This window comes from Streptomyces griseus subsp. griseus, assembly GCF_003610995.1.
Classification (GTDB): Bacteria; Actinomycetota; Actinomycetes; order Streptomycetales; family Streptomycetaceae; genus Streptomyces.
In genome coordinates this window covers 6,248,242-6,274,597 of sequence record NZ_CP032543.1, presented here as the reverse complement: position 1 = coordinate 6,274,597, position 26,356 = coordinate 6,248,242, and the positions used below count along the sequence as shown (strand labels likewise).

Genomic DNA, 26,356 nt, shown 5'->3' with positions numbered 1-26,356 from the left:
CCGGGACCAAGGGATCACGAGGGGCGAGGGGCCGCACGCCTGGGAGGCGGATGGAGCAGAAGGCGTCAGTCCGCCAGGACGATCGTGGGCTGGGCCGAGAAGTCGCCCCACTTGCCGTCCGGAAGCTTGGCCCTGAGCTTCAGGGAGTACCGGGTGCCGGGCGGGTCCGCGAGGTTCAGCCGGTAGGTGGCCCGGCCCTTCGGGGGCGTACCGCCCCAGACGATGGTGGTCGTCAGCTTGCCGTTCAGATAGAGCTGGTAGGCGGGGATCACACCACCCGTGTCGGGCTGGTCCCAGGAGAGGTCGACCGTGAACTCCGCCCCCTCCTTGCCGATCTCCGTGCGCAGCCCGGTAGGGGCCGTGCTCGCGGGGGCGCCGGGGGCCGACCCGGTGGTGAGGTCGAGGGCGTTGCTGTCGGCGGAGGACTTGTCGGAGGCGTCGCGGGCCCGGACGGTGAAGGTGTAGACGGTCCCGGGGCGCAGGCCCGTGAGCTTCGCCGTGGTCTCCGAGGCCGGGACGCTGTGGATCCTGGAGTCCTCCTGGTAGATGTCGTACGAGGTCACGCCGACGTCGTCCTTGGCCGCGCCCCAGGTGAGGGTGGCGCCCCGGCTGCCGTCGGCGGTGCCCGTCAGCTTCGTGGGGACGGTGGGGGGCGTGTCGTCCTTGGGCGGGGTGGCCTGGGTGGTGACGGGGACGGCCTTGCTGGGCGCGGAGAGGTTCCCGGCCGCGTCCTTGGACCGGACGGTGAAGGTGTACTCCGTGGAGGCCGTCAGCCCGTCGACGTCGATCATGTGCTTGGTCGCCGGAACGCTCTTGACCTTGGCCTTGCCCCGGTAGACCTCGTAACCGGCGACGGTCTTGTTGTCGGTGGCGGCCTCCCACATGACGTGCACGGACGTGGAGCTGCTGGCCTGCGCGGTCACCCCGCCGGGGGTGCTGGGGGGCTGCGTGTCGGCTTCGGCGTCACCGCCGCAGGCCACGAGGAGGGGGGCGATGAGCAGGGCGGAACAGGCCAACGCGACAGATATGTGGGGGCGTTGCACGGTGGTGCCTTCCATCCGGACAGCAATGGTCCAGACCTGTATGACATGGCGCGGGGGTTGCCGACAAGAGGACGGCGAGGAACCTTCCGCTATGTGACGGTGTGCGCCGCGCGACCTGCGCCGGTCCGACGGGTCCGTACCGATGAGTTCCCGGCCGCCGACCGGTCCGCCCTGTATGAACTCCGACAGCGCGCATGCCTCTACCGCCCTCGACCTGGAGCCGGCCGCCCGGCGGATCACCGGCCTGCTCGGTGCGATCGACGACGCCCTGCTGGACGGTCCCACGCCCTGCCCGGACTATGCCGTACGGGAGCTGCTCGGCCATCTGACCGCGCTGGCCACCGCCTTCCGGGACGCCGCCCGCAAGGACCTCGGGCCGAGCACGGCCGTCTCCCCCGGCACCCTCCTGCCCGTCCTCCACGGCGACTGGCGCGAGGTGCTGCCCCGGCGGCTGGAGGAGGTGGCGGCGGCCTGGCGCTCGCCGGACGCCTGGACGGGCATGACCCGGGCGGGCGGGGTGGAGCTGCCCGGCGAGGTGGCGGGGCTCGTCGCACTCGACGAACTGGTCATCCACGGCTGGGACCTGGCCCGGGCCACGGGACAGCCGTACGAGGCCGGGGAGACCGAGCTGCGTTCCTGCGCGGCCCTGCTCACCCCGGTCGACGACGCCCCGGACCGCGGGGGCATCTTCGGCCCGCCGGTCCCGGTGCCGGAGGAGGCCCCGCTGCTGGACCGGGTGATCGGCCTCAGCGGCCGACTGCCGGAGTGGCGGCCGAGGGGCTGAGCGGCAGTCGGCCGCAGGAGCGCTGAGCCGGGGCCGACCGCTGGGGCGCCGAGTGCGGGACGGGAGCTGACGGGCGCGGCCCGTGCGGGCCCGCGCCCCATGGGTTCCCTTTCGGTGCCCCTCTCACCGAAAAGTGCGTTCTTCCAGGTCAGGCACGCACGCGCCTACCGTCTCCCTGTCACCGTTCGAGACCACGGGAGCGCCGCCATGACCATCCTCAAGACCTACGCACGCCTCTGGACCGACGACCTCGACCAGGCGTTGCCGCTGCTGGAGGAGCTCACCGGCGAGCGGCCCCACCTGCGGCTGGCGTTCCACGAGATCGCCCTCGCCGCCCTCGGGAACTTCCTGGTCATCGCGGGACCGGCCGAGGAACGCGCGCGGTACGCCCACGCCTCGGCCACCGTCGTCGTCGACGACCTCGACGCCCTCCAGGCCACGCTGGCCTCCGCCGGAGCCGCCATCACCACCCCGACGACCGGCGGACCGACGGGGCGGTTCCTCTACGCCCGTCATGCGGACGGGGCCGAGGTCGAGTACGTCGAGTGGACCCCCGACCTGGTCCAGCGGATCATCTCCGGCTGACCGCCGCGCGCACCCGGGCGCGCAGCCGTTCGTCGGCCGCCTCGATCGTGCCGTCCACCCCGGAACTCACCACTCTCCGGTCCCGCTCCCCCAGCTCCGTGAGCCGCGCCCGGTGCTCCTCGGAGAGCGTGTCCACGCCGAGCGCCACCAGCGTGTCCACGGCCTCGAAGGGGGCGGTGCCCGCTTCCGCCGCGTCCAGCAGAAGACCGGTGACACGGCCGGTGTCCAGCCCGTCGGGGGCGATGGCGTGCAGCGCGCGGACCGCCGACGGCACCTGTTCGGGGTCGGTGAGCAGTGCTTCCAGTACGGGGACGAGCCCCCGGGCCGCCGGGCCGAGGTCCGCGGCGGCCTGTGCCGCGCGGACCAGCGTCCAGCGGCGCCAGAGCCCCTCGCCGTCACCGAGCACCCCGGCCAGCACCGGCACCACGTCCGTCGCGTCGCCGGTGATGCGGTGCAGGGCGACGGCGACCGCGATGTCGTCGTCCATCTGCGGGTTGTTCCGCTCGGTGCCGGGAGGGTTGAGCGCGGCGCGCAGTGCGGGTACGAGCGGTACGGCGGCGGGCCCGACAGCTCCGGCGGCCGTCGCCGCCTCACGTATCCTCGCGTCGGCGCCCCCGCCACCCCCGGCACTCCCCGCCAGCCGCTCGGCGAGCAGGGGCAGCAACAGGCTGTGGTCGCCGGTCAGTTCATGGAGGGCACGGGCCGCCTCGATCCGGTCCTCCGCCGGGCCGGTCCCCGTCCGTGTCCGCAGCGCGTCCGCGACCTCGGCGCGGCGCTCGGGCGGGCAGACGGCCACCAGCACCCCGGGCAGCAGCCGGGGGTGTGCCGGCAGTGCGGCGAGCAGCTCGGGCACGGCGCCCGCCGCGTCCCGGCCCCAGGCCGTGAGCAGCGCCGCCAACCGGAACGGGGTGGGGACGCCGGGCCCCAGCGTGGAGAGCCGCCGCCGGACGGCCACCAGCAACGCGGCGTCGTACGGCACGACCGGGGAGGAACCGGTGGGCCCGCCGCACGCCGCTCCCAGCGCCCGAGGCCGGCTCTCCAGCTCCCGGGCGAGCAGGGGCGCGGCCCGTACCGGGTCGACGGCGACCAGCACTTCGAGGGCGCGGTCCGCCGCATCGCCCTCCCCCGCCGCGCGGGCCGCCAGCACCTCGGCGGCGGGGGCCCCGTACGGCCCGAGCTTCCCGAGCGCGGCCAGGGCGCCGGACACGTCGTCCGCCCCGGCGGCCGCCCCGCCGTCCGTGGCCACCGATATCAGCGCGGGGCCCAGCCGCGCGGGCGCACTGCGGGAGAGCTCGCACGCCGTCGCGGCCGCCCACACCGCCTCCGTACGGGCCTGGGAGTCCTCTCCGCGCAACGCGGCATCCAGCAGCGCGAAGACCGCCTCCCGGTCCGCCTCGCCGTCCCGGTCCAGCAGGGTCAGGGTGATGTGGTGCAGGGGCTCGGCGCGGGAGAGGTCGAACCGGTCGGCGACCAGGCGGTCCAGGGGAAGCAGGGCCAGCACCGCCTCCTGGTGGGCCGGGGTCCAGGACAGCCCGCCGTCCACGCAGGCCAGCACGGCCGCGATCCGCAGCTCCGGCGGGCTGTCCGGGCCGACGGCCTCCATCGCCGCCGAGGCGGTGCCCTCGGGGTCCAACTGAGCCATGGCGGTGAGGAGTTCGGCACGGACCAGCGGGTCGCTCTCGACGGCCGTCCGGTCGCGGAGCACCGGCACGGCGCGGCCGGCCCCGGCCGCCCCCGTCGCCCCCACCGCCCAGGCCGCAGCCTGACGTACGGCACGGTCCTCGTGGACCACCGAGGCCAGGAGCAGCGGGAGTTGAGCGACGACGGCCCGGCGGCAGGCCACCTCGTCGCTCTCCTCGGGCGCGCTCCCGCCCGGGTCCGCGCCGCCCTCCGCTATCCCGCCGATCAGCAGGAGCACATCCGGCGTACGGATGCCCGCCGCCGCGATCCGGGCCAGGAACGGCACCGCCTTCGCCGACGCCTCGTACACCGAACCCTGGTGCAGGATGGAGCCGTACAGCTCGCTCTGCGCCTCCTCGGCCGCCTCGTCGTCGTCCCCGGCGAGGGCGCGCAGGCAGTCGGGGACGTCCTCGGCGCTGCCGTAGGCGTGGGTGTACGACGCCCAGGGTTGGGCGTCCAGTTCGGCGAGGAACCGGGCGTGGTCGAAGTCCATGGTGCCGATCATGGCAGCCACCACTGACAACGCCCTCGGCACCGCAGCCCGCAGCGGCCCGGCCCTCAGCTGGTGAAGAACTCCGTGATGTGGGCGGCCACCTGATCCGCCCGGGTCTCGTGCATGCGGTGGCCGCCGGGGACCGTGATCAGCCGGCAGTCCGGGATCAGGGAGGCCATGTCGGCCTGGCGCTCCTGCGGCATCCGGCTCTCCGGGCCGCCGGTGATGATCATCGTGGGGGCGACGATCTCGCCGAGCCCTTCGGGCGCGTCCGGGCCGGGGCCGGCGAGCTGGTCGCGTACGGCGGGCACCGCGTTCTCGTCGTAGTCCACCGGGCCCTCGGGCCGCCCGGCCGGGCCGGGGTCGCCGGGGAACGGGGCCGGGGTCTCGATCAGCACCAGCCGCTCCACCCGGTCCGAGTGCTCGTGGGCCAGCAGCCGGGCGACGACACCGCCCATGCCGTGGCCCACCAGGCCCACCCGGTTCAGCTCCAGCTCGTCGAGGAAGCCGACGACGTCCTCGGCCATCAGCTCCAGGTCGTACTCGTCGGGCCAGTCGCTCTCGCCGTGGCCGCGCAGGTCCAGGGCGAAGACCCGCCACTCCTGGCCCAGCAGGGGGCCGGCCGCCTCCCAGTCCGCGGCGGAACCGCCGAGGCCGTGCAGCAGCACGACGGGCGAACCGAACGGATCGCCCCAGGTCCGGTACGCGAGGCGCACATCGCCGACATCCACAACTGACTGATCTTCCATACCCCCGACGCTACAGCCGCCGGGCGGCCGCCCGCTCCACGGCCCCGGCCTGGCAGGCTGGGCGGGTGAACCGCATCGTCCGCGTCCTGCGCCTTCCCCTCACCGCCGCCCTCCTCACGGCCGCCACCCTGACCGGCTGCTCCGGACCGGCCTCCGAGGCGGGCGGTACGGAGGCCGGGCTGGCCGACCCGGCGAAGAAGCGGATCGCCATGCGGCTGGTCTCCAGCGCGGAGAACTCCTCGCTGGACTGGGAGGCGCAGTACCCGTACATCGAGGACATCGGTGACGGCCGGGGGTACACGGCGGGCATCATCGGGTTCTGCTCCGGCACCGGTGACCTGCGGAAGGTCGTCGAACGGTACGGGAAGGCCCGCCCCGGCAACCCGCTGGAGCGGTTCCTGCCCGCCCTGCGCGCGGTGGAGGGCAGCGACTCGCACGCCGGGCTCGGCGAACCGTTCACGCGGGCGTGGGCGGAGGCGGCGGAGGACTCCGCCTTCCGTGCGGCCCAGGACGGGGAGCGGGACGCCGCCTACTTCGATCCGGCGGTGGGCCGGGCGGCGGAGGACGGGCTCGGGGCGCTGGGACAGTTCATCCACTACGACGCGTACGTGATGCACGGCCCGGGTGACACGGAGGGCTCGGTCGGCTTCCGGACGATACGCCGCGAGGCGATGGCGGCGGCCCGGACGCCCGCGCGGGGCGGCGACGAGGAGGCGTATCTGAACGCGTTCCTCGACGCCCGGGTGGCCGCGATCGGCCGGGAGCCGTCGCACACCGACACCAGCAGGGTGGAGAGCGCCCAGCGGGTCTTCGTACGGGAGGGGAAGCTCGGGCTGGAGACGCCGTTGCGGTGGAAGGTCTACGGGGACAGCTACCGCATCGACGAGGGCTGACGTACGGCGGAGGCCGCGTACCCGAAGCCGGGGCCACCGACCGGCGAGGCCCGCACACGGCCGAAGCCGAGGACACCCACCGCCAAGGGCCCGCACACGGCCGATGCCCGGGCCACCCACCGCCAGGGCCCGCACACGGCCGAAGCCCCGTGCGGGGCACGGGGCTTCACCGGACGGTGGGCAGACGGTACGTCAGTGGACGCCCACCCCCGAGGCCGCCGGGACCACGTGTTCGCCGTTCGCCCGCTCCTCGTCCTCCGCGTCCAGCTTGCGGCCGAAGTGGTTGAAGGCGAGGTTCAGCACGATGGCGACCACGCACCCGGTCGAGATGCCCGAGTCGAGGACGACCAGCAGGCTGTCCGGGAAGGCGTGGTAGAACTGCGGCGCCGCGATCGGGATCAGGCCGATACCGAGGGCCGCCGCCACGATCAGCGCGTTCTCGCCCTTCTCCATCGCGGCGGTGGCCAGGGTCTGGATGCCGCTGGCCGCGACCGTACCGAAGAGGACGATGCCCGCGCCGCCGAGCACCGGCAGCGGTACGAGGGCGATGACGGAGGCGGCGACCGGGACCAGGCCGAGCAGGATGAGGATGCCGCCGCCCGCCGCGACGACGAAGCGGCTGCGGATCTTCGTCATGGCGACGAGGCCGACGTTCTGGGCGAAGGCACTGCACATGAACCCGTTGAAGATCGGGCTGATCGCGCTGCCCAGGGTGTCGGCGCGCAGGCCGCCCTCGATGATCTTCTCGTCGGCCGGGCGGCCGACGATCTTGCCGAGGGCCAGCATGTCCGCGGTGGACTCGGTCATGCAGACCAGCATCACGATGCACATGGAGATGATGGCGGCGATCTCGAACTGCGGGGCGCCGAAGGCGAACGGCGTCGGGAAGCCGACGACGTCGGCGTTCTTGATGGCGCTGAAGTCGGTGATGCCGGCGGGGATGGCGATCAGGGTGCCGATGACCAGACCGAGCAGGATCGCGATCTGCTGGAGGAAGCCGCGCAGCAGTTTGCGCAGGGCCAGCACGATCACCAGGGTCACGGCGGCCATGGTGATGTTGGTCATCGAGCCGTAGTCGTCCGCCGTCGCGTTGCCGCCCTGGGACCAGTTGAAGGCGACCGGCAGGAGCGAGACACCGATCAGGGTGATGACGGTGCCGGTGACGACCGGGGGGAAGAACCGGACCAGTTTGCAGAAGTACGGGGCGAGGAGGAAGCCCAGCACGCTCGCGACGATGATCGCGCCGAAGATCACGGCGATCCCGTCGTGTCCCCGGTCCTTGCCTATCGCGATCATCGGCGCCACACCGGCGAACGAGACGCCGTTGACGAAGGGCAGCCGGGCGCCGACCTTCCAGAAGCCGATGGTCTGGAGCAGGGTGGCGATGCCCGCGGTGAAGAGGCTCGCCCCCATCAGGAAGGCGGTCTCCTTGGCGGTGAGACCGACGGCCGGCCCCACGATCAGGGGTGGTGCCACCACCCCGGCGTACATGGCGGCCACGTGCTGGAGGCCGCTGGTGAACATCTTCAGTGGGGGAAGGGTCTCGTCGACCGGATGCTTCCGGTCGGCACCTGCTGCTTCTGCTGCTGTGACGGCATCGTCCGTCACGTCGGGGGCGGCTGCATCTGCGTCTTTGCGAAACCTGGGCTCAGCGGCCACGGCGGTTCCTCCGGTCGGTTACACGTCGTCGGCGACGTGGGGTTCAGGGAGGTGGTGCGTAAGGGGTGCGGCAGTGCTTGCGGCTCTCTCAGGTGGTGCAGGTCGTGCAGAGGGGGGTGCGGAGGGGCGCGCGCACGGTGGGGGCGTGCGGGCAGGGTTCATCACCGGTCCGGCGGGCGCCCACCATCGGGTGCGCGTCCGCCGGACCGGCTGCCGTGGACCCCGCTCGGGTCCACGGCGGCCGGTCTCGGGCCGTCCCCCTCGACCGGCCGGTCGGGGATGCCGCCGGGATCAGTGGTTCTCCGGCGGTTCGGGGATGCCGCCGGGGTCAGGCCCCGGCGGCGATCTGCGCGAGGCGGCGGGCCTCGTCGCGGGTGGTGCGGGCGATGGCGTCCTCGTCCACCGTGGTGAGGTGGTTGCCCTCGACGACCGGCTTGCCGTCGACGAGGGAGAGGGTCACCGGGGCTGCCGCGCCGAAGATGAGCGCGGTCACCGGGTCGGCGATCGAGGAGTGGGCCAGGGTGTCCAGCTTCCACAGGACGAGGTCGGCGAGCTTGCCGGCCTCCAGGGAGCCGATCTGGTCGGCGCGGCCCAGGACCTGGGCCCCGCCGAAGGTCCCGAGGCGCAGGGCCTGACGGGCGTTGAGGGCGGCCTCACGGTGGGCGCCGAGGCGGTTGATGAGGAGCGCGTTGCGCAGCTCGGTGTGGAGTTCGCCGGACTCGTTGGAGGCGGTGCCGTCCACGCCGAGCCCGACCGGGACACCCGCGGCGAGCATGTCGGGGACCCGGGCGATGCCCGCGGCGAGTCGGGCGTTGGAGGAGGGGCAGTGGGCGACGCCGGTTCCCGTACGGGCGAAGGCGGCGATGTCGGAGTCGTTCATGTGGACGCAGTGCGCCATCCACACGTCGTCGCCGAGCCAGCCGGTCGACTCGAAGTAGTCGGTCGGGCCCATCCCGAACAGTTCCTTGCAGAACTGCTCCTCCTCGACGGTCTCCGAGCCGTGGGTGTGCAGCCGCACGTTCCTGCGCCGGGCCAGCTCCGCTCCCTGGCGCATCAGTTCGGTGGAGACGGAGAACGGCGAGCAGGGGGCGACGGCGACCTGGGTCATGGAGCCGAAGGAGGCGTCGTGGTGGGCGTCGATGGTGGCCTCGGTGGCGGCGAGCGCCCCTTCGAGGGTCTCGACGGCGAAGTCCGGGGGCAGGCCGCCGTCCTTCTCGCTGCGGTCCATGGAGCCCCGGGCGAGGGTGAACCGTACGCCCATCTCGCGCGCGGCCCCGATGATGGCGCCGGACAGGTCGCCGGAGCCCTTCGGGAAGACGTAGTGGTGGTCCATGGCGGTGGTGACGCCGCCACGGGCCATCATGGCGAGCGAGCCCTGCGCGGCGGCGCGGGCCATCGGCTCGTCGATGCGCGCCCAGGTCGGGTAGAGGGCGACCAGCCAGTTGAAGAGGTTGTGGTCGGTGGCCAGTCCCCGGGTGATCCACTGGTAGAAGTGGTGGTGGGTGTTGACCAGGCCCGGCGTCGCGAGGTGTCCGGTGGCGTCGATGCGCCGGACGACTCCGGTGAGGCCCTCCGGTGCCTTGCCGGCGCCGACGGACTCGATGCGGTTGTCCGCCACGACGATGTACCCGGAGGCGTACTCCGTGTCGTGGGCGTCGACGGTGGCGATCGAGCAGTTCTCGATGACGGTGCGCTGAGGGTCTGCCGAAGCTGCCATGGCGCTTCCTTCTTCTCTCTGTGGCGATGTGGGCACGGCAGGACCCTAGGAGGATTTGAGTGCCACAGCGGGGCGGCTGTGGGTGCCGAGATGGTGGAAGAACAGGTTGAGCACGACCGCGACCAGCGCTCCCGCACTGATCCCGGAGCCGAGGACGGTCTGCGCCCAGGCCGGGAATCCGGCGTAGAAGGTGGGCGCGGCGAGCGGGATGATGCCCGCGCCGAGCGCCACCGCGACGAGGATGATGTTGGAGCTGTCGTCGAGTCCGGCCTCGGAGAGCGTACGGATGCCGCTGACCGCGATGGAACCGAAGAGAACGATGCCGGCGCCGCCGAGGACGGGCATCGGGACGAGCGAGACGACCGCGCCGAGCACCGGGAAGGCGCCCAGGATCAGCAGGGCGCCGCCCGCCGCCGCGACGACGTACCGGCTGCGTACCCGGGTCAGCGAGACGACGCCGACGTTCTGGGCGAAGGCGCTGGTGGGGAAGCCTCCGAAGACCGGGCCGAGGAGGGTGGCGATGCCGTCCGTGCGCAGGCCCCGGGTGATCGTACGTCCGTCGGTGCGGCGGTCGCAGATCTCGCCCAGGGCCAGCATCCCGGCCGAGGACTCAGTCATCAGGACGAGCATCACGATGCAGAGGGAGAGGATCGCGGCCGGGTGGAACTCCGGTGCGCCGAAGGCGAAAGGGGTCGGCAGGGCGGCGAGCGGTGCGGACCTCAGCGCGGAGAAGTCGGCGAGTCCGAACGGAATCGCGGCCGTCGTGCCGACGAACATGCCGACCAGCAGGGCGACTTGCTTGAGGAAGCCGCGTCCGAAGCGCTGGATGAGCAGGATGACGACCAGGGTGAAGGCGGCCAGCGCCAGGTACTTCATGGCACCGAAGTCGGCGGCGGTGGCGTCGCCGCCCTGCGCCCAGGCGACCGGCACGGGCATGAGGGTGACGCCGATGAGGGTGATGACGACACCGGTGACGAGCGGCGGGAAGAAGCGCAGCAGTCTGCCGAAGAACGGTCCGACCGTCAGGCAGAAGGCCCCGGCGACGAGCACCGCACCGTAGATCGCGGGGAGTTGGTGGCCGGGGGCGCTGGTCTCGGCGATGGCGAGCATCGGGGCGATACCGGCGGAGGAGGCCGCGTTGACGAACGGCAGCCGGTTGCCGGCGAAGGCGCCGATGCCGATGGTCTGCACGATGGTGGCGAGCCCGGCGATCAGGAGGCTCGCGGCGATGAGCCGCGTCATCCCGGCGGTGTCCAGGCCGACTGCCTGGCCGATGATCAGCGGAGGGGTGACGACGCCCGCGTACATGGCGGCGATGTGCTGGAGGGCCGCGGGGACGAGTCGTGCGGGAGGGAGCTTCTCGTCGCACGGGTGAACTGCGTTGCCGATAAGAGGTTTCGGGCCTTCGGCCGGCCCCGTTGCAGGCTGTGCCATGGGTGTTTCCTCCGGGATGACCGGCCCCCGCCCGACTGCGGGCGGGCGGGGGCCGGTTCAGTGCCGCGTCAGAGGTTGGTCATGTCGACCGGGATCTTCGGCTCGACGCCGTCGCGGAGCACGGTGGCCTCGATCAGACCGTAGGGACGGTCCGCCGCGAAGTAGACCTCGTTGTCGTTCTTGAGTCCGAACGGTTCGAGGTCCACCAGGAAGTGGTGGTTGTTCGGCAGCGAGAAGCGGATCTCGTCGATCTCGCTGCGGCTGTTGATGATGCGCGAACCCATCTGGTAAAGGGTCTGCTGGAGCGAGAGGGAGTACGTCTCGGCGAAGGCCTGGAGCATGTGCTTGCGCGCCTGCTCGTAGGACTTCTCCCAGTTCGGCATGGGCTGCTCGTCGCTGGTCCAGTTGTAGCGCCAGCGCGCGGAGACGTCGGTCGCCAGGATGCGGTCGTACGCCTCCTTCAGCGTCGTGTACTTGTCCTTGACGTAGCCCCAGAACTCGGAGTTGGTCGAGTTCATCACGGTGAGGTCCTTGAGGCCCGAGATGACCTCCCAGCTCTCCCCGTCGTAGGTGATCTGGGAGACGCGGGTCTCCATGCCCTTGCGGGCGAAGGAGTGCTTGACCTCGTCGGCGCCGATGAACTTGGAGTTGCCGTCGGAGGTCGCGATGCGCTCCCAGGCGTACTCCTCGATCCGGATGCGGGCGCGGTGGATCGGCTCCTGCGAGGAGACGAAGTGCCGGGCGAGGTGGATGCCGAACTGCTCGGCGGACTCGATCCCGTGCTCCTTGGCGAACGCGAACACCGTGTTCTTGGTGGTGTCGGTCGGCAGGACGTTGGCGTTGGAGCCGGAGTAGTGCACGTCGTCCATGTCGCCGGAGAGGGCGACCGAGACGTTCAGGTCCTTGATGTGGTGGGTGTCGCCGTCCCGCGTGATCTTAACGACGCGGTTCTCTGCTTTGCCGTACTGGTTCTGGCCGAGAATCGTGGGCATGTCGGTGCTAGCTCCCTCGGTAAACGGAGTAGCCGAACGGGTTGAGCAGCAGCGGTACGTGATAGTGCTCGCCCGGCACGACCGCGAAGGCGATCGTCACTTCCGGGAAGAACGCGCCGCTGTCCCTTACGCGGGGGGCGTCCTGCTGCGCCTCGGCTTGCTTCTTGGAAAAGTACGTCTCGGTGTCGAAGGCGAGGCGTACATGGGTGGTTCCCTCCGGCAGCGCCGGCAGGTCCTTGCAGCGCCCGTCCGCATCGGTCGCGGAGGCTCCGAGCGTCACGTACGGCGCGTCGCTGCCGCTGCGGGCGGCGAGCGAGACGGCGACGGACGCGGCGGGGCGGCCGATGGAGGTGTCCAGGATGTGCGTGGACACCGACGCGGTCGTGTCGGTACTCAAGACCGTCACTCTCCTTGATCTCAGGACTCCTGTGCGGGAGCTTCCTCTGCGAGGGTCTCCCGTACGAGACGGGTCAGCCGGATGCGGTTGATCTTGCCCAGTTCGGTGCGCACGATCTCCTGCTCCTGCTCGGGCGAGTTCCCGATCCGGGACCTCACCGCGTCGCGCATCTGCTCACCGGTGGCACCGGTGGCACAGATCAGGAAGACATGTCCGAACCGCTCCTGGTAGGCCAGGTTCAGTTCGAGCATCTCGGTCTTGAGCTCCTCGGAGGCGCCGGCCATCCCCCGCTGCTCGCGGGAGGAGGTCGGGTCGCCCGGCTTCGGGCGGCCGATCGGCGGGTGGCCCGCCATCGCCTCGGCCAGGTCCTCCGCGGTCAGCTCGGCCATGGCGGCGTCGCTGGCGGAGAGCAGGGCTTCCTCGGTGGCGTACGGACGACCGGCGAGGACGGTCTCTCCCCAGGCCGCACTGGCACAGACCTCGTGCAGTGCGGGGGTGGAATCACCGTCCGCCAGGGTGTTGAACCGGGTGAGGCCCGGTGTGGAGCTCGAAGTCACGGGAGCCTCCGTGGCTGTTTTTCGCTGTGCGTTGTTCGGGCTGCGGATAGCTAACGCCCTCCGCAACACGACGTCAACACTTTGTTGAAATCTCGCGAACGGAGAAAGCCGCCGTCCCGGCATCCGGACAGCGGCTTTCCTGTGCGTTCGGCCAACTACTCACCCTTGGCCGAATGTTCCCGGTTCAGGTAGTTGTACACGGTGAACCGGGAGACGCCCAGGGCGCCGGCCACGGTCTCCACCCCGTGTCGTACGGAGAAGGCACCGCGTGCCTCCAGGGTCCGGACGACGGACTGCTTGGCCTTCCGGTCCAGGTCGGCGAGCGGCATCCCGTGCCGCCGCTCCAGCGCGGCGAGGATGTGGTCCAACGAGTCGGAGAGCTGGGGCAGCCGTACGGCTATGACGTCCCGGCCCTCCCACGCGAGCACCACATCGTCCGGCTGGGCCTGGTCGGGGCCGAGCAGCTCGGCGCCCATCGCGTCGACGAGCGGTTTGACGGCCGATACGAAGGGGTGGTCGACGGTGACCGGAGAGTGATCGGCGGATTCGGTCACCGTACCTCCTCCCCGATCACATTGACCTGGAGCGAGACCCGGGTGGCACCCGAGGCCAGGGCCCGGCGCAGCAGGGAGTCCACGGCGGTGAGCACCTCGCCCGCGCCCCCTTCCGCCGTGTTGCCGAACGGCCCGACGTCCACGGCGTCGAGTTCGGCGCTCTGGATCACCTCACGGGCCACCACCGCGTGGGCGGGCGCCTCGTCGAGATCGAAGGGCTCGGTGGTGAATTCCACCCTCAAGCGCACTGTGCCTCCCTGATGTCCTCGCCGCGGGTGCGGGCGCGCGGCCGGGGCACGACTGTAACCGCTGGAACGGACCCGCCCCGGGCGTCACGGCAGCGGCAGGACGCAGACCGCGACCGGCGCCGGGAGCGCGTCGCCCGCCGAGGCCAGGGAGCCGTCGTCGCCCACCCGGAAGGCGGTGACGGTGGCGGAGCGCTGGTTGGCGGCGAAGAGCAGGGAGCTGTCCGGGGACAGGGCGAGCTGGCGCGGCCAGTCCCCGCCGACGGGCACGGTGTCCAGCAGTCGCAGGGCCGCTCCGCCGTCCTCCACCGCGTAACGGGTGAGGCTGTTGGGGCCCCGGTTGGCGAGGTACGCGTACGAGCCGTCGCCGGTGACGACCAGCTGGGCCGGGTAGCCGGTCTCCGCCCCGGTGGACTGGCCGGGGCCGGGCGTGAGGGTTCCGTTCCCGGGGTCGTACGCGCAGACGACCGTGGTGTTGTCCAGCTCGCAGGCCAGATAGGCGGAGCGCCCGCCGGGGTGGAAGGTGAGGTGGCGCGGGCCGGAGCCGGGGGCCAGGGCGGCGCGGGAGACCTCGGTGAGCGTTCCGGCGGAGGTGTCGAGTCGGTACGTGTACACCGTGTCGGTGCCGAGGTCGACGGCGAGGACGTGGCCGCCGTCGGGCGAGGTGACGATCTGGTGGGCGTGCGGCCCGCTCTGGCCGGGACCGGGCGGCGGGGAGCTGTGCGTGACCAGGTCGGTGCGCTCGCCGAGCGAGCCGTCCGCCGCGATGGGGTGCACGGCGACGCTGCCGGAGGTGTAGTTCGCGCTGAGGAGCCAGTCCCCGGACGGGTGGACGGAGAGGTGGGTGGGGCCGGAGCCGCCGGTGGGGCGGGTGCCGAGCACGTCGTACGTCCCGTCCGGCGCGAGCGCCACGGCGGTGACCGCGCCGGCGTCCTGCTCGGCGACGGCGTAGACGGTGGAGCCGGAGGGGTGGAGGGCCAGGTAGGAGGGGTTCTCGACGCCGGTGATCACGGCCCCCGGGGTCATCGCTCCGGTGGCGGTGTCGTACGTGGCGGTGCCGATGCCGGTGCCGCCGCCCTCGGCGGAGGTGTAGGTGCCGAGGAGGAGGCGGCGGGTGGCGGCGGGGGCCGGCCGGGCGGCGGCGTGGGCCGACGCGGAGAGGGCGGGGGCGGCCACCAGGGCGGCGGCTCCCGCGAGCAGGCCGCCGAGGAGGCTTCGGCGGCCGACGCTCGGGCGCCCGGAGGCAGGGTTGGGTACGGCGTTCATGCGAGGCACCTCGTGGGGGGATCGGTCGCTTCGGATGTGCCGCCACCTTGGCCCGCCGAGCCGCCAACGGCAAGAGGTGCAACCAGAGTTGCACTCTGCGCAACGCTGTCCGGGGGTGCGGCTCAGGCCCCCGTCTGGATGTCTCCCCTGGTCGAGGAGGTGATCGCGTCGCCGTGCGCGAAGTCGCCCGGCGGGATGCCCGGGTGGTGACCCTCCCGGTCCGGGAAGACCTCGGCGGCCCGGCCGAGGGCGAGGCGGGAGACGATCCGGTAGCGGTCGCCCCGGTAGAGCGAGTGGACGTACTCCACCGGCCGCCCGGCCGTGTCGGAGGTCAGCCGTTCGAAGAGCAGGGCCGGGGAGAGCTCGGGGACGTCGAGGAGCTTCGCCTCGGCGCGGGTGACGACCGTGGGTTCGATCGCCTGGACCGCCTCGTGGACGTGTACGTCATGGGTGGTGCGCAGGTGCTCGTAGAGATCCCCGCTCTCCAGCTCCTGCGCGCTGAGGCCGGGCACCAGCCCGGCCCGGATGTGCAGGTGCTCGATGGCCATCGGCGCCCCGTCGACCAGCCGCAGCCGGGCCACGTAGACGATCTCGGCGGCGGGTGACATCCGCAGCTTGCGGCCGACCCGGGCCCCCGCCTGGAGGGTGGTGAACTCCAGCAGCCGACTCGACCAGGCGCCCGCCGCCTGCGGCACGGCCAGCGACCGGTCCCCCGCCACCAGCTCCTGGGTGATCTTGGCGGGCGCGACGAACATCCCCCGGCCGTGCTCGCGCACCAGGAGCCCGGCGGCGACCAGCTCGTCGACCGCCGCGCGCACGGTGGGCCGCGACACACCCAGCAGGGAGCACAGGGCCCGCTCCGAGGGGATCGCGTCGCCGGGGCTGCGCGACTCGATCAGCTCCAGGACCGCATCGCGCGTCCGCTCCCGTTTGAGCACCGTCCCCGGCACATCCGTGTCCATGCGCTCCCCTCCCGACGGATTCACCTTCCTTACCAGTTGACCGGACTGCCGGACCAACTGGCCTGCTGGTCAGGCCAAGTGTAGCGCCTACCGCGGTCGGCCAGAGCGAGCATGTTACGTACGGATCACCAAATCACCTTTGTACGCAGGGGGTTGACGACCTCATTGGTCTATGCCACCTTCAACCCCCATCGAGAGGTGAGCTGTCCAGTGGACATCACTGGTCAGGTGGTCAGGTCGGACTCAGGTCGGGCTCAGTTCTGCTTTCCGAGGTGAACCGTGAAGTACCGCTTGCTTGCCGGTGGGTCCGTGCTCGTTCTGGCCGCCGCGCTCAGTTCCTGTAGTTCGCCGTCCGGCTCCGCGAGCGGGGACGGGCGGACGAGGGTGGACGTCTGGCTGATGCGCGACAGCGTCTCGGACACCTTTCAGAAGGAGTTCACGGCCGACTTCGCGAAGCGCCACCCGGAGATCGATGTGAAGATCCAGATCCAGGAGTGGGACGGCATCGGCCAGAAGATCACCGCCGCCCTGGCCAGCAACGACGCCCCGGACGTCATCGAGGCGGGCAACACCCAGGTGGCGCAGTACGCCGAGAGCGGCGGGCTTCTCGACCTCAGCGACCGCAAGGACGAGCTGAACGGCGCGGACTGGCTGAGCGGCCTGGCGGAGCCCGGGGCGTACGAGGGGAAGCAGTACGGCATCCCGTACTACGCGGCCAACCGGGTGGTCATCCACCGCACCGACCTCTTCGAGAAGGCGGGCGTCGACGCGAAGGCGATCAAGACCCGCGAGCAGTGGATCGACGCCACGACCAAGCTCAACACGGGCGGTACACAGGGCATCTACCTGCCCGGCCAGATGTGGTACGCGCTGGCCGGCTTCATCTGGGACGAGGGCGGCGACCTCGCCACCGAGTCCGGGGGGAAGTGGTCCGGCGCGCTGGACACCCCCGAGGCCCTGCGCGGTATGGCGTTCTACGAGGAGCTCCAGGCGCTCGGCAAGGGGCCCAAGGACTCCGACGAGGACGATCCGCCGCAGGCCGAGGTGATGGCGCAGGGGCAGGTGGCCCAGGTCATCTCCACCCCCGGCGGGGCCAACGTCATCGTGGAGAAGAACCCCGGACTCAAGGGCAAGCTCGCCTTCTTCCCCATCCCGGGCAAGACGGCCGACACCCCCGGCGCGGTCTTCACCGGCGGCTCGGACCTCGTCGTACCGGCCGCCGCCGCCCACCCCGAGGAGGCGGTCACCTTCATCAAGGAGCTGACCGGCAACGCCTGGCAGAAGAAGCTCGCCGTCGCCATGAGCTACGTGCCGAACCGCACCTCGCTCGCCTCCGCCGTGGCCGGTGACCCGGGGGCGGCGGCGATGGCGGTCGGCGCCGCCAACGGCCATGCCACGCCCAACACCCCGGGATGGGCGGCGGTCGAGGCGGAGAACCCGATCAAGGACTACATGACCGCCGTGCTCACCGGGCGCGACCCGGTCAAGGAGGCGGCGAAGGCCTCGCAGGACATCAGCCGGGCCATGAACGCCGGTTCCTGACCCGGCCCGCACCCGATCACCAGCCACAGGAAGGAGGCGTACCGTGCCGGTCGTCGCCGAACGGACCCCCGTACCCCGCACCCCCCGGCGGCGGCCGGTCCCGCGCCCCGCCCCACGCACCGGGCCGGCGGGCCGGGCGCACGGCCTCTGGCCGTACGCGCTGATCGCCCCCGCCGTCGGCGGCATGCTCTATCTGCTGGTCTATCCGCTGGCGCGGGCCGTCCTGATCTCCTTCCAGGACTTCCGGCTGCGCCAGCTGATCAGCGGTGACGCGGAGTTCGTCGGGTTGCGGAACTACCGGACACTGCTGTCGGACCCGCGGTTCTGGGAGGTGGTCCGCCGCACCTTCCTGTTCATGGCCGTCAACGTCGTCCTGATCATGGTGATCGCCACGCTGGTCGCCCTGATGGTGGAGCGGCTGCGGCGGGTGGGCCGGACGGTGGTGCTCTGCTCGCTGGTGCTGGCCTGGGCGATGCCGGTGGTGGCGGCGACCACGGTGTTCCAGTGGCTGTTCCACTCGGAGTTCGGCATCGTCAACTGGGCGCTGACCTCGATCGGCCTCGACTCCTTCGACCGCTACCCGTGGTTCGCCAACGGGAGCGCCGCCTTCGCCATCCTGGTGACGCTGATCGTCTGGCAGTCGGTGCCGTTCGCCGCGATCACCCTGTACTCCGCGCTGACCACCGTGCCGCTGGAGCTGTACGAGTCGGCGCGGCTGGACGGGGCGGGGGCGGGGCGGATCTTCCGCTCGGTGACCTTCCCGATGCTCCGGCCGATCTTCCTGCTGGTCTTCTCGCTGGAGGTGATCTGGACGTTCAAGGCGTTCGTCCAGATCTGGGTGATGACCCGGGGCGGGCCGGGCGACGCCACCACGATCCTGCCGGTCTACGCGGTGCAGACGGCCCTCTCCAGCCAGCGGTACGACCTGGGTTCGGCCGCCTCGATGATCACCGTGGTCCTGATGTCCGGGGTGCTCGTCCTCTACTTCCGCCAGATGTTCCGCCAGGAGGACGAGACCCGGTGAACGCCCGTACCGCACGCCCCCGACTGCGCCGCCTGCCGCTGAACATCGCCGCCGCCGTGACCGTCGTCATCTGCCTCTTCCCGGTGTACTGGATGATCTCCACGGCGTTCAAGCCGTCCAAGGACATCCAGTCGGCCGACCCGCAGCTCCTCCCGCACACCTGGACCCTCACCCACTTCCAACGGGCCGTGGACGCCGACGGGTTCGCGCTGTTCTGGCGCAACAGCATCCTCGTCACGCTGGGCGCGGTCCTGCTCGCGCTGCTGGTGGCGCTGGGCGCGGCGTTCGCCGTGGCCCGGATGCGGTGGAAGGGCCGGCGGCAGTTCATGCTGATGGTCTTCATCGCGCAGATGGCGCCCTGGGAGTCGCTGATCATCCCGGTCTACATCATCTCCCGGGACACCGGCATGCTGGACCGGCTGCCGACGCTGACGCTGATCTACTTCATGATCACACTGCCGTTCACCATCGTGGTGCTGCGGGGCTTCATCGGGACGATCCCGCCGGAGCTGGAGGAGGCCGCCCAGGTCGACGGCTGCACCCGGACCGGGGCGTTCTGGCGGGTGGCGATGCCGCTGCTGGCGCCGGGGCTGATGGCGACCTCGCTGTTCGGCTTCATCACGGCGTGGAACGAGTTCGCCTACGCCAACTTCCTGATCATCAAGCAGCAGGACAACCGGACCCTGCCGGTCTGGCTGTCGTCCTTCCAGAACACCTTCGGCACCGACTGGGGCGCCACGATGGCCGCATCCACGCTCTTCGCGCTGCCCGCCCTGGTGATCTTCCTGCTGCTCCAGCGCCATGTGACCTCCGGCTTCGCCGCCGGTGCCGTCAAGGGCTGAGAGGCCGGACCGCCCACCCCCGTAAGCCCGCGAACCGAACCCGGAGACCCCGTGCCCGCATCGCGCCCCGACCTCGCCCTCCTTCCCCGGCCCAGCAGGATGTCCTCCCTGGGCGGCCGGCTCACCCTCGACCGCGACACCGCCGTCCGCGCTCTCCCGGGCGCCGAACCGGCGGCCGACCTGCTGCGCTCCCTGGTCGGCCCGGCCGCCGGGCTGCCGCTGGCCCCGTCGCCGGAGGGCCGGATCGTGCTCGCGCTGGACGAGCAGCTCGGCGGCCTCGGCGAGGAGGGGTACGGCCTGACGGTCGGCCCGCAGGCGCTCCTGCTGCGCGCCGCCCACCCGACGGGGCTGCTCCGGGGCGTCCAGACCGTCCGCCAACTCCTGCCCGCCGAGGCGCTGTCGGGCGGGGCGCGGGGTTCCGGCTCCTGGGAGCTGCCGTGCGTGGAGATCACCGACATACCGGAGCTGCCCTGGCGCGGTTCGCTGCTGGACGTGGCACGGCACTTCCGGCCGATGGACTATCTGCTCCGGTACGTGGACCTGTTGGCGCTGCACAAGCTGAACGTCCTGCACCTCCACCTGACCGACGACCAGGGCTGGCGGATGCCGGTCGACGCCTACCCCAGGCTGACCACGGTCGGAGCCCGGCGGGCCCGGTCGCAGCGGGGCCCCGAGGGCCCGGGCCGAACGCGGTTCGACTCGACACCTCACGAAGGGGCCTACACCAAGGCCGAGTTGCGCGGGCTCGTGCGGTACGCGGCGGAGCGCGGCATCACCGTCGTGCCGGAGATCGAGATGCCCGGCCATGTGCGGGCGGCCCTCGCGGCCTATCCGGAGCTGGGCAACCATCCGGAGCGCCGGCTGGAGGTGTGGGACCGCTGGGGCGTCTGCGAGACGATCCTCGGAGTGCACGAGGAGGTCTTCGCCTTCTGCCGGGCGGTGCTGGAGGAGGTCATGGACGTCTTCCCGTCCCCGTACATCCACATCGGCGGTGAGGAGTGCCCGACCTCCGAATGGGAGAGCAGCCCGGCCGCCCGGGAGCGGGCGGCGGCCGAGGGGCTGGCGGACCCGGCGGCGCTGCACGGCTGGTTCATGGGCCGGATCGGCGCGTTCCTCGTGGAGCACGGGCGGACACCGGTCGGCTGGGCGGTGTCCGGAACCGAACTCCCGCTGGACTTCACGGTGATGGCCTGGCGCGATGCCTCCCACGCCCGGGCCGCCGCACGGCGCGGGCACCGGGTGGTCGCCGCCTACCACCGGACGACCTACCTCGACTACGTCCAGTCCGAAGCCTCCTTCGAGCCCGTGGCCCAGCCGGGCGATCCCGTCACTCTCCGCACGGTCCACGACTACGAACCCGCCCCCGCGGAGTGGTCGCCGGAGGAGCGGGACCGGATCCTCGGGACGCAGGCCCAGCTGTGGACGGAGTACGTCCGCACGCCCGAGGAGATCGAGTACCTCAGCTACCCGCGGCTCTGCGCGCTGGCCGACCGCTCCTGGTCCGGCGGGCGCGGCGACTGGCCGGGGTTCGTCGGGCGGCTGCGCCACCACACCGCCCGACTGGACGCCCTGGGCGTCCCCTACCGCCCGCTGGACGCACGGTCGCTCGCGACGGCCGCGTACGCGTCCCCCTCCTGAGGAACAGCGCGACCCCGCTCGTCACCACTCCCCCACCACCGTTCCGGAGAGGAACCCACCCCGTGAACACATCACGCAGCAATCCGCGCAGGAGCAGCTCCAGGCTCCGCACCGCCGCCGCCTCGGCCGCCGCCGTGGCCCTGGCCGCCACCGGGCTGGCCGCCCTGCCGTCCTCGGCCAGCGCCGCGGCGGACGGGATCGTCGTCCAGTACCGCACGAGCGCGTCGGGCGCGAGCGCCGACCAGAGCGAGCCGTGGCTGAAGGTGCGCAACGCCGGCTCCACCTCCGTACCGCTGAGCAGTGTCAAGGTGCGGTACTACTTCAAGGCCGACTCGGCCTCCGCCGCCTACCGGTTCGCCTGTTCCTGGGCGGTGAAGGGGTGCGCGAACATCACCGGCACGTTCGGGACGCTCGCCAACCCGACGGCCACCGCCGACCGCTACCTGGAGATCGGCTTCACCCCGGGCGCGGGTTCGCTGGCGCCGGGCGCGGACACCGGGGACATGCAGCTCCGCTTCCACCAGGCGTCCTGGGCCTCGCTGATCCAGTCCGACGACTACTCCTTCGGCCCGGAGCGGACGACGTACGGCGACTGGTCCAAGGTGACGGCGCAGGTGAACGGCTCGCTCGTCTGGGGCCAGGCGCCCGGAGGCAACAAGCCCACCGACCCGCCCACGAACCCGCCCACCGACCCGCCGGGAGACGGGGCCCGGCTCTTCGACGACTTCAACTACAGCTCGCACACCGACCCGAAGATCAGCGCCAACGGCTGGTCCGTGCGGTCCAACTCCGGCGGTCCGGGCGTGCCGGGGGCGACCTGGGCGCCGGAGAACGTCACCTTCGCCTCGCAGAGCGGGAATTCGGTGATGAACCTGGAGACCTCCACGGCCGGGACGGGGGCCTCGACCAAGCACACCGAGATCCTGACGAAGTCGATGAAGTTCAAGAACGGGACGTACGCGTCCCGGGTGAAGTTCAGCGACGCGCCGCGCTCGGGACCGGACGGCGACCGGATCGTGCAGACGTTCTTCACGATCAACGACCTCAAGGCGCCGATGGCGAAGGACTACGCGGAGTACGACTTCGAGTACCTGCCCAACGGCGGCTGGGGCGAGCCCGCCAACATCCTCTACACCACCTCGTGGGACACCTACCGGCCCGACCCGTGGGAGGCGGTCAACGCGCACACCGAGTCCCGGCGCTCGTACGCGGGCTGGCACGACCTGGTGGTGACCATCGACAACAACCAGATCACGTACTACGTCGACGGTCAGCACTTCGGGACGCACGGGGCGGCCTTCCTGCCCGAGCGGCCGATGTCGATCAACTTCAACCAGTGGCTGATCGACCTGGAGGGGCAGCCGAGCACCACGCCGCGCGCCTACGACCAGCAGGTGGACTACGTCCTGCATGTGAAGGACCAGGTACTCACCCCGGCGCAGGTGAACGCGATGGTCGGGTCGTACCGCAGTGCGGGGAAGACCTTCGAGGACACGGTGCCGGGCAGCTAGGGGCGGCAGTTACGGCGTGAGAGCCGGGCGGGGCGAGGGTCGAAGGCGGCCCCCGCCCCGCTTTCGTATGCCGGGACGATCTCCTGCCACCGATTCCGTACGCCGCCGGCCGGGGCGAATTTCGCGGCACCCCCTTGACAGCCCCGCCACCCTCCAGGCAATCTTCCGTTAAGCAGAAACTAACTTCCGCAATACGGAAGGAGCGCCGACATCCTCATGGGATACCCGGACCAGCGCTTCGATGTGAACCTTTCGATCCTCTTCACGGAACTCCCGCTCCTGGAGCGTCCCGCGGCAGCCGCCGCGGCGGGCTTCACGGCGGTCGAGCTGTGGTGGCCCTGGATCGAGACCCCCACCCCGCCGCAGGCGGAACTCGACGCCCTCAAGAAGGCGCTCGACGACGCCGGCACCCAGCTGGTGGGGCTGAACTTCTACGCCGGACAGCTGCCCGGCCCCGACCGCGGCGCGCTCTCCGTGCCCGGCACGGAGTCGGACCGCTTCCGGGCCAACATCGAGGTGGCGGCCGACTTCGCCGCCTCGGTCGGCTGCACGGCGCTCAACGCGCTGTACGGCAACCGCGTCGAGGGCGCCGACCCGCAGGCGCAGGACGCGCTCGCCCTGGAGAACCTGGTGCTGGCCGCCCGTGCGGCGGACCGCGTCGGGGCGATCCTCCTCGTCGAGACCCTCAACAAGCCGGAGTCGCCGCTCTACCCGCTGGTCAGCGCACCGGCCGCGATCGAGGTCGTCGACAAGGTCAACGCGGCGACGGGCCTCGGGAACGCCAGGTTCCTGCTGGACCTGTACCACCTGTCGATGAACGGCGAGAACCTGAGCCAGGTGATCAAGGCGTACGCCGCGAAGACCGGCCACGTCCAGATCGCCGACAACCCGGGGCGCGGCGCGCCGGGCACCGGCACCCTCCCGCTGGAGCGGCTCCTCGACGAGCTGAAGGACGCCGGCTACGCCGGCTGGGTCGGCCTGGAGTACAAGCCGGGCGACCGGCCGAGCGCGGAGTCCTTCGACTGGCTCCCGGCGTCGGCCCGAGCGGCCGGCTGACCGGCCGGGTCCACCACGGGGTGAGCCCGCCCCCTTACGTACACACGTTTTTCAGGAAGGCACCCTCATGAGCAACAACCTCCCCAAGGTCGCCTGGATCGGTCTCGGCATCATGGGCTCCCCCATGTCGGAGAACCTGGTCAAGGCCGGTTACGCCGTCACCGGTTACACCCTGGAGCAGGACAAGATCGATCGGCTGGTCGCGGCAGGCGGCAGCGGCGCGTCCTCCATCGCGGACGCGGTCAAGGACGCGGATGTCGTCATCACGATGGTGCCCGCATCCCCGCAGGTCGAGGCCATCGCCTACGGCCCCGAGGGCATCCTGGAGAACGCGAAGCGCGGCGCGCTGCTGGTGGACATGTCCTCCATCACCCCGCAGACCTCCGTGGACCTCGCCGAGAAGGCGGCCGAGAAGGGCATCCGGGTCCTGGACGCGCCGGTCTCCGGCGGCGAGGCCGGGGCCATCGAGGCGGTGCTGTCCATCATGGTCGGCGGTGAGCAGGCGGACTTCGACACCGCGAAGCCGCTCCTGGAGGCGCTGGGCAAGACCATCGTGCTCTGCGGGCCGCACGGCTCCGGCCAGACGGTGAAGGCGGCCAACCAGCTGATCGTCGCGGTCAACATCCAGGCCTGCGCCGAGGCCGTGGTCTTCCTGGAGAAGTCCGGGGTGGACCTGGCCGCCGCGCTGGACGTCCTCAACGGCGGTCTCGCCGGGTCGACCGTGCTGACCCGCAAGAAGGACAACTTCCTCAAGCGGGACTTCGCCCCCGGCTTCCGGATCGACCTGCACCACAAGGACATGGGCATCGTGACCGACGCCGCCCGCAACGTCGGCGCGGCCCTGCCCGTCGGCGGCGTGGTCGCCCAGCTGGTCGCCTCGCTGCGCGCCCAGGGCGACGGCGGGCTGGACCACTCGGCGCTGCTGCGCTCGGTGGAGCGGCTCTCCGGTTCCCAGGTCTGACCTCCCCCGCCCCGCGAGGGGCCCCTGATCTCCGGGCCGCGGCGGCGCTGACACCTGTCCTGTCGCGCCCAGGCGCCGCCGCGGCCCGGAACCACACACTTCGTTTTCAACAAACTGTTGACGTTTTATCTGCGGCGAACCTACGCTCCTCAAGCCGTCAGCAGCTCGTACGAAAGGTCATCCCGCCACATGGCTAAGCGTGTGCTCACGACCGAGTCAGGCGCCCCGGTCGCCGACAACCAGAACTCCGCCACCGCCGGTGTCGGTGGACCGATCCTCCTCCAGGACCAGCACCTCCTGGAGAAGCTCGCCCGCTTCAACCGTGAGCGCATCCCGGAGCGCGTGGTCCACGCCCGCGGCTCCGGCGCGTACGGCTACTTCGAGGTGACCGACGACGTCACCGGCTTCACCCGCGCCGACTTCCTCTCCCAGGTGGGCAAGCGCACGGAGACGTTCATCCGCTTCTCCACCGTCGCCGACTCGCTCGGCGGCGCGGACGCGGTCCGCGACCCGCGCGGCTTCGCCCTGAAGTTCTACACGAACGAGGGCAATTACGACCTGGTCGGCAACAACACCCCGGTGTTCTTCATCAAGGACCCGATCAAGTTCCCCGACTTCATCCACTCGCAGAAGCGCGACCCGTTCACCGGCAAGCAGGAGCCGGACAACGTCTGGGACTTCTGGGCGCACGCCCCCGAGGCGACACACCAGGTCACCTGGCTGATGGGCGACCGTGGCATCCCCGCCTCGTACCGCCATATGAACGGCTACGGCTCGCACACCTACCAGTGGACGAACGCCGAAGGCGAGGCCTTCTTCGTCAAGTACCACTTCAAGACCAACCAGGGGGTGCGCTCCCTCTCCGCCGAGCAGGCCGCCGAGCAGGTCGGCAAGGACGCCAACTCGCACCAGACCGACCTCCTCCAGGCCATCGAGCGGGGCATCAACCCGTCCTGGACGCTGCATGTCCAGGTGATGCCGGCCGCCGACGCCGCCGACTACCGGTTCAACCCGTTCGACCTCACCAAGGTGTGGCCGCACAGCGACTACCCGCTCCAGCGGGTCGGCCGCCTGGTCCTGGACCGGAACCCGGACAACGTCTTCGCCGAGGTGGAGCAGGCCGCGTTCTCGCCGAACAACTTCGTGCCCGGCATCGGCCCGTCCCCGGACAAGATGCTCCAGGGCCGGCTGTTCGCCTACGCCGACGCGCACCGCTACCGCCTGGGCGTCAACCACACCCAGCTGCCGGTCAACGCCCCCAAGGCGGCCGAGGCCGACAACTACGGCCGCGACGGGCTGCACGCCACCCGCTACGGCTCGCGCCACGACAAGAACTACGAGCCCAACTCGTACGCCGGCCCGGCGCAGACCGGTGCGGCCCTCAGCTCCCCGCTGGCGATCCACGGCTGGACGGGCACCTACGAGACCGCCGCCCACGCCAAGGACGACGACTTCTTCCAGGCGGGCGAGCTCTTCCGGCTGATGTCGGAGGAGGAGAAGGGCCGTCTGGTCGCCAACATCGCCGGAGGCCTCTCGCAGGTCACCCGCGACGATGTGATCGAGAAGAACCTCGCCCACTTCCACGCCGCCGACGCCGACTACGGCAAGCGCGTCGAGGAGGCCGTCCGCGCCCTGCGCGAGGACTGAGCCTCCCCCACAGACCCTGCCCGCACCGCGCACCCGGATGAGGGGTGCCGCGCGGCGCGGGCAGGACGACGAGGCCGCGGCGGCTGTGCGATGCCAGTGCGGTGGTGAAGGATCCGGGGACCGTC

The 26,356-nt window shown here is 71.4% G+C and carries 24 protein-coding genes; 11 read left to right on the top strand and 13 right to left on the bottom strand.

The window, feature by feature from the left end; genetic code table 11:
* Window positions 1–65 precede the first annotated feature (65 nt).
* Window positions 66–1,058 (bottom strand): fibronectin type III domain-containing protein, encoded by a 993-nt coding sequence (locus tag D6270_RS28140; protein ID WP_109162891.1) that lies wholly within the window; start codon window positions 1,056–1,058, stop codon window positions 66–68.
* A 160-nt stretch (window positions 1,059–1,218) separates the two neighbouring features.
* Here D6270_RS28140 and D6270_RS28135 point away from each other — a divergent pair, with 160 nt between their 5' ends.
* Complete coding sequence (locus tag D6270_RS28135; protein WP_109162892.1) at window positions 1,219–1,827, top strand: TIGR03086 family metal-binding protein; 609 nt, start codon at window positions 1,219–1,221, stop codon at window positions 1,825–1,827.
* 207 nt (window positions 1,828–2,034) lie between these two features.
* Complete coding sequence (locus D6270_RS28130; protein ID WP_109162893.1) at window positions 2,035–2,412, top strand: VOC family protein; 378 nt, start codon at window positions 2,035–2,037, stop codon at window positions 2,410–2,412.
* Here D6270_RS28130 and D6270_RS28125 read toward each other — a convergent pair.
* Both D6270_RS28125 and D6270_RS28120 read right to left on the bottom strand, forming a co-directional pair.
* Window positions 2,399–4,597: a HEAT repeat domain-containing protein gene (locus D6270_RS28125; RefSeq protein WP_109162894.1), complete on the bottom strand. Its 2,199-nt coding sequence runs from the start codon at window positions 4,595–4,597 to the stop codon at window positions 2,399–2,401. The two genes, D6270_RS28130 and D6270_RS28125, sit on opposite strands and share 14 nt — an antisense overlap.
* A gap of 53 nt (window positions 4,598–4,650) precedes the next feature.
* Entirely contained in the window at window positions 4,651–5,334 is a 684-nt protein-coding gene (locus D6270_RS28120) for an alpha/beta fold hydrolase (RefSeq protein WP_109162895.1), read from the bottom strand.
* 65 nt (window positions 5,335–5,399) lie between these two features.
* On the opposite strand from D6270_RS28120, the gene D6270_RS28115 reads away from it, so the two are divergent.
* Window positions 5,400–6,227, top strand: a complete 828-nt coding sequence (locus D6270_RS28115) for a chitosanase (protein WP_109162896.1) — start codon at window positions 5,400–5,402, stop codon at window positions 6,225–6,227.
* Between the two features lie 192 nt (window positions 6,228–6,419).
* Here the strand turns inward: D6270_RS28115 and D6270_RS28110 are convergent, their stop codons facing one another.
* From D6270_RS28110 to D6270_RS28065, 10 genes are all read right to left on the bottom strand, one after another.
* Window positions 6,420–7,886 (bottom strand): nucleobase:cation symporter-2 family protein, encoded by a 1,467-nt coding sequence (locus tag D6270_RS28110; RefSeq protein WP_109162897.1) that lies wholly within the window; start codon window positions 7,884–7,886, stop codon window positions 6,420–6,422.
* A 328-nt stretch (window positions 7,887–8,214) separates the two neighbouring features.
* Window positions 8,215–9,603 (bottom strand): 8-oxoguanine deaminase, encoded by a 1,389-nt coding sequence (locus tag D6270_RS28105; protein WP_109162898.1) that lies wholly within the window; start codon window positions 9,601–9,603, stop codon window positions 8,215–8,217.
* A gap of 45 nt (window positions 9,604–9,648) precedes the next feature.
* Window positions 9,649–11,037 carry a nucleobase:cation symporter-2 family protein gene (locus tag D6270_RS28100; protein ID WP_109162899.1) on the bottom strand — a complete coding sequence of 463 codons (1,389 nt, stop codon included), beginning with the start codon at window positions 11,035–11,037 and terminating at the stop codon, window positions 9,649–9,651.
* Window positions 11,038–11,105: 68 nt separating this feature from the next.
* On the bottom strand, window positions 11,106–12,029 hold the full coding sequence (gene pucL, locus D6270_RS28095; protein ID WP_109162900.1) for a factor-independent urate hydroxylase: 924 nt from the start codon (window positions 12,027–12,029) through the stop codon (window positions 11,106–11,108).
* A gap of 7 nt (window positions 12,030–12,036) precedes the next feature.
* The gene (gene uraH / locus D6270_RS28090; RefSeq protein ID WP_030710199.1) at window positions 12,037–12,426 is read right to left on the bottom strand and encodes a hydroxyisourate hydrolase; all 390 of its coding nucleotides are present in this window, start codon (window positions 12,424–12,426) and stop codon (window positions 12,037–12,039) included.
* 20 nt (window positions 12,427–12,446) lie between these two features.
* Window positions 12,447–12,983, bottom strand: coding sequence for a 2-oxo-4-hydroxy-4-carboxy-5-ureidoimidazoline decarboxylase (gene uraD, locus D6270_RS28085; RefSeq protein ID WP_109162901.1), 537 nt, complete (start codon window positions 12,981–12,983; stop codon window positions 12,447–12,449).
* Window positions 12,984–13,138: 155 nt separating this feature from the next.
* Complete coding sequence (locus tag D6270_RS28080) at window positions 13,139–13,537, bottom strand: helix-turn-helix domain-containing protein (protein ID WP_109162902.1); 399 nt, start codon at window positions 13,535–13,537, stop codon at window positions 13,139–13,141.
* Window positions 13,534–13,785, bottom strand: coding sequence for a YkoF family thiamine-binding protein (locus D6270_RS28075; protein ID WP_109162903.1), 252 nt, complete (start codon window positions 13,783–13,785; stop codon window positions 13,534–13,536). The genes D6270_RS28080 and D6270_RS28075 overlap by 4 nt, the downstream gene beginning before the upstream one ends.
* An 84-nt stretch (window positions 13,786–13,869) precedes the next feature.
* Window positions 13,870–15,048: a lactonase family protein gene (locus D6270_RS28070; RefSeq protein WP_109162904.1), complete on the bottom strand. Its 1,179-nt coding sequence runs from the start codon at window positions 15,046–15,048 to the stop codon at window positions 13,870–13,872.
* Between the two features lie 122 nt (window positions 15,049–15,170).
* Window positions 15,171–16,010 (bottom strand): GntR family transcriptional regulator, encoded by an 840-nt coding sequence (locus tag D6270_RS28065; RefSeq protein WP_109162905.1) that lies wholly within the window; start codon window positions 16,008–16,010, stop codon window positions 15,171–15,173.
* Window positions 16,011–16,289: 279 nt separating this feature from the next.
* On the opposite strand from D6270_RS28065, the gene D6270_RS28060 reads away from it, so the two are divergent.
* The 8 genes from D6270_RS28060 (at window position 16,290) to D6270_RS28025 (ending at window position 26,231) form a co-directional block, all read left to right on the top strand.
* Complete coding sequence (locus D6270_RS28060; protein ID WP_109162906.1) at window positions 16,290–17,552, top strand: extracellular solute-binding protein; 1,263 nt, start codon at window positions 16,290–16,292, stop codon at window positions 17,550–17,552.
* 43 nt (window positions 17,553–17,595) lie between these two features.
* Window positions 17,596–18,576: a carbohydrate ABC transporter permease gene (locus D6270_RS28055; protein WP_109162907.1), complete on the top strand. Its 981-nt coding sequence runs from the start codon at window positions 17,596–17,598 to the stop codon at window positions 18,574–18,576.
* A complete protein-coding gene (locus D6270_RS28050) occupies window positions 18,573–19,418 on the top strand; it encodes a carbohydrate ABC transporter permease (protein WP_109162908.1) in 846 nt (281 codons plus the stop codon). The genes D6270_RS28055 and D6270_RS28050 overlap by 4 nt, the downstream gene beginning before the upstream one ends.
* A 51-nt stretch (window positions 19,419–19,469) precedes the next feature.
* Window positions 19,470–21,056 (top strand): beta-N-acetylhexosaminidase, encoded by a 1,587-nt coding sequence (locus tag D6270_RS28045; RefSeq protein ID WP_109162909.1) that lies wholly within the window; start codon window positions 19,470–19,472, stop codon window positions 21,054–21,056.
* A 62-nt stretch (window positions 21,057–21,118) separates the two neighbouring features.
* Entirely contained in the window at window positions 21,119–22,567 is a 1,449-nt protein-coding gene (locus tag D6270_RS28040) for a cellulose binding domain-containing protein (RefSeq protein ID WP_109162910.1), read from the top strand.
* Between the two features lie 216 nt (window positions 22,568–22,783).
* Window positions 22,784–23,623: a TIM barrel protein gene (locus D6270_RS28035; RefSeq protein WP_109162911.1), complete on the top strand. Its 840-nt coding sequence runs from the start codon at window positions 22,784–22,786 to the stop codon at window positions 23,621–23,623.
* Between the two features lie 67 nt (window positions 23,624–23,690).
* Entirely contained in the window at window positions 23,691–24,584 is an 894-nt protein-coding gene (locus D6270_RS28030; RefSeq protein ID WP_109162912.1) for a 2-hydroxy-3-oxopropionate reductase, read from the top strand.
* Window positions 24,585–24,773: 189 nt separating this feature from the next.
* Window positions 24,774–26,231 (top strand): catalase, encoded by a 1,458-nt coding sequence (locus D6270_RS28025; protein ID WP_109162913.1) that lies wholly within the window; start codon window positions 24,774–24,776, stop codon window positions 26,229–26,231.
* The last annotated feature ends 125 nt before the right edge of the window (window positions 26,232–26,356 follow it).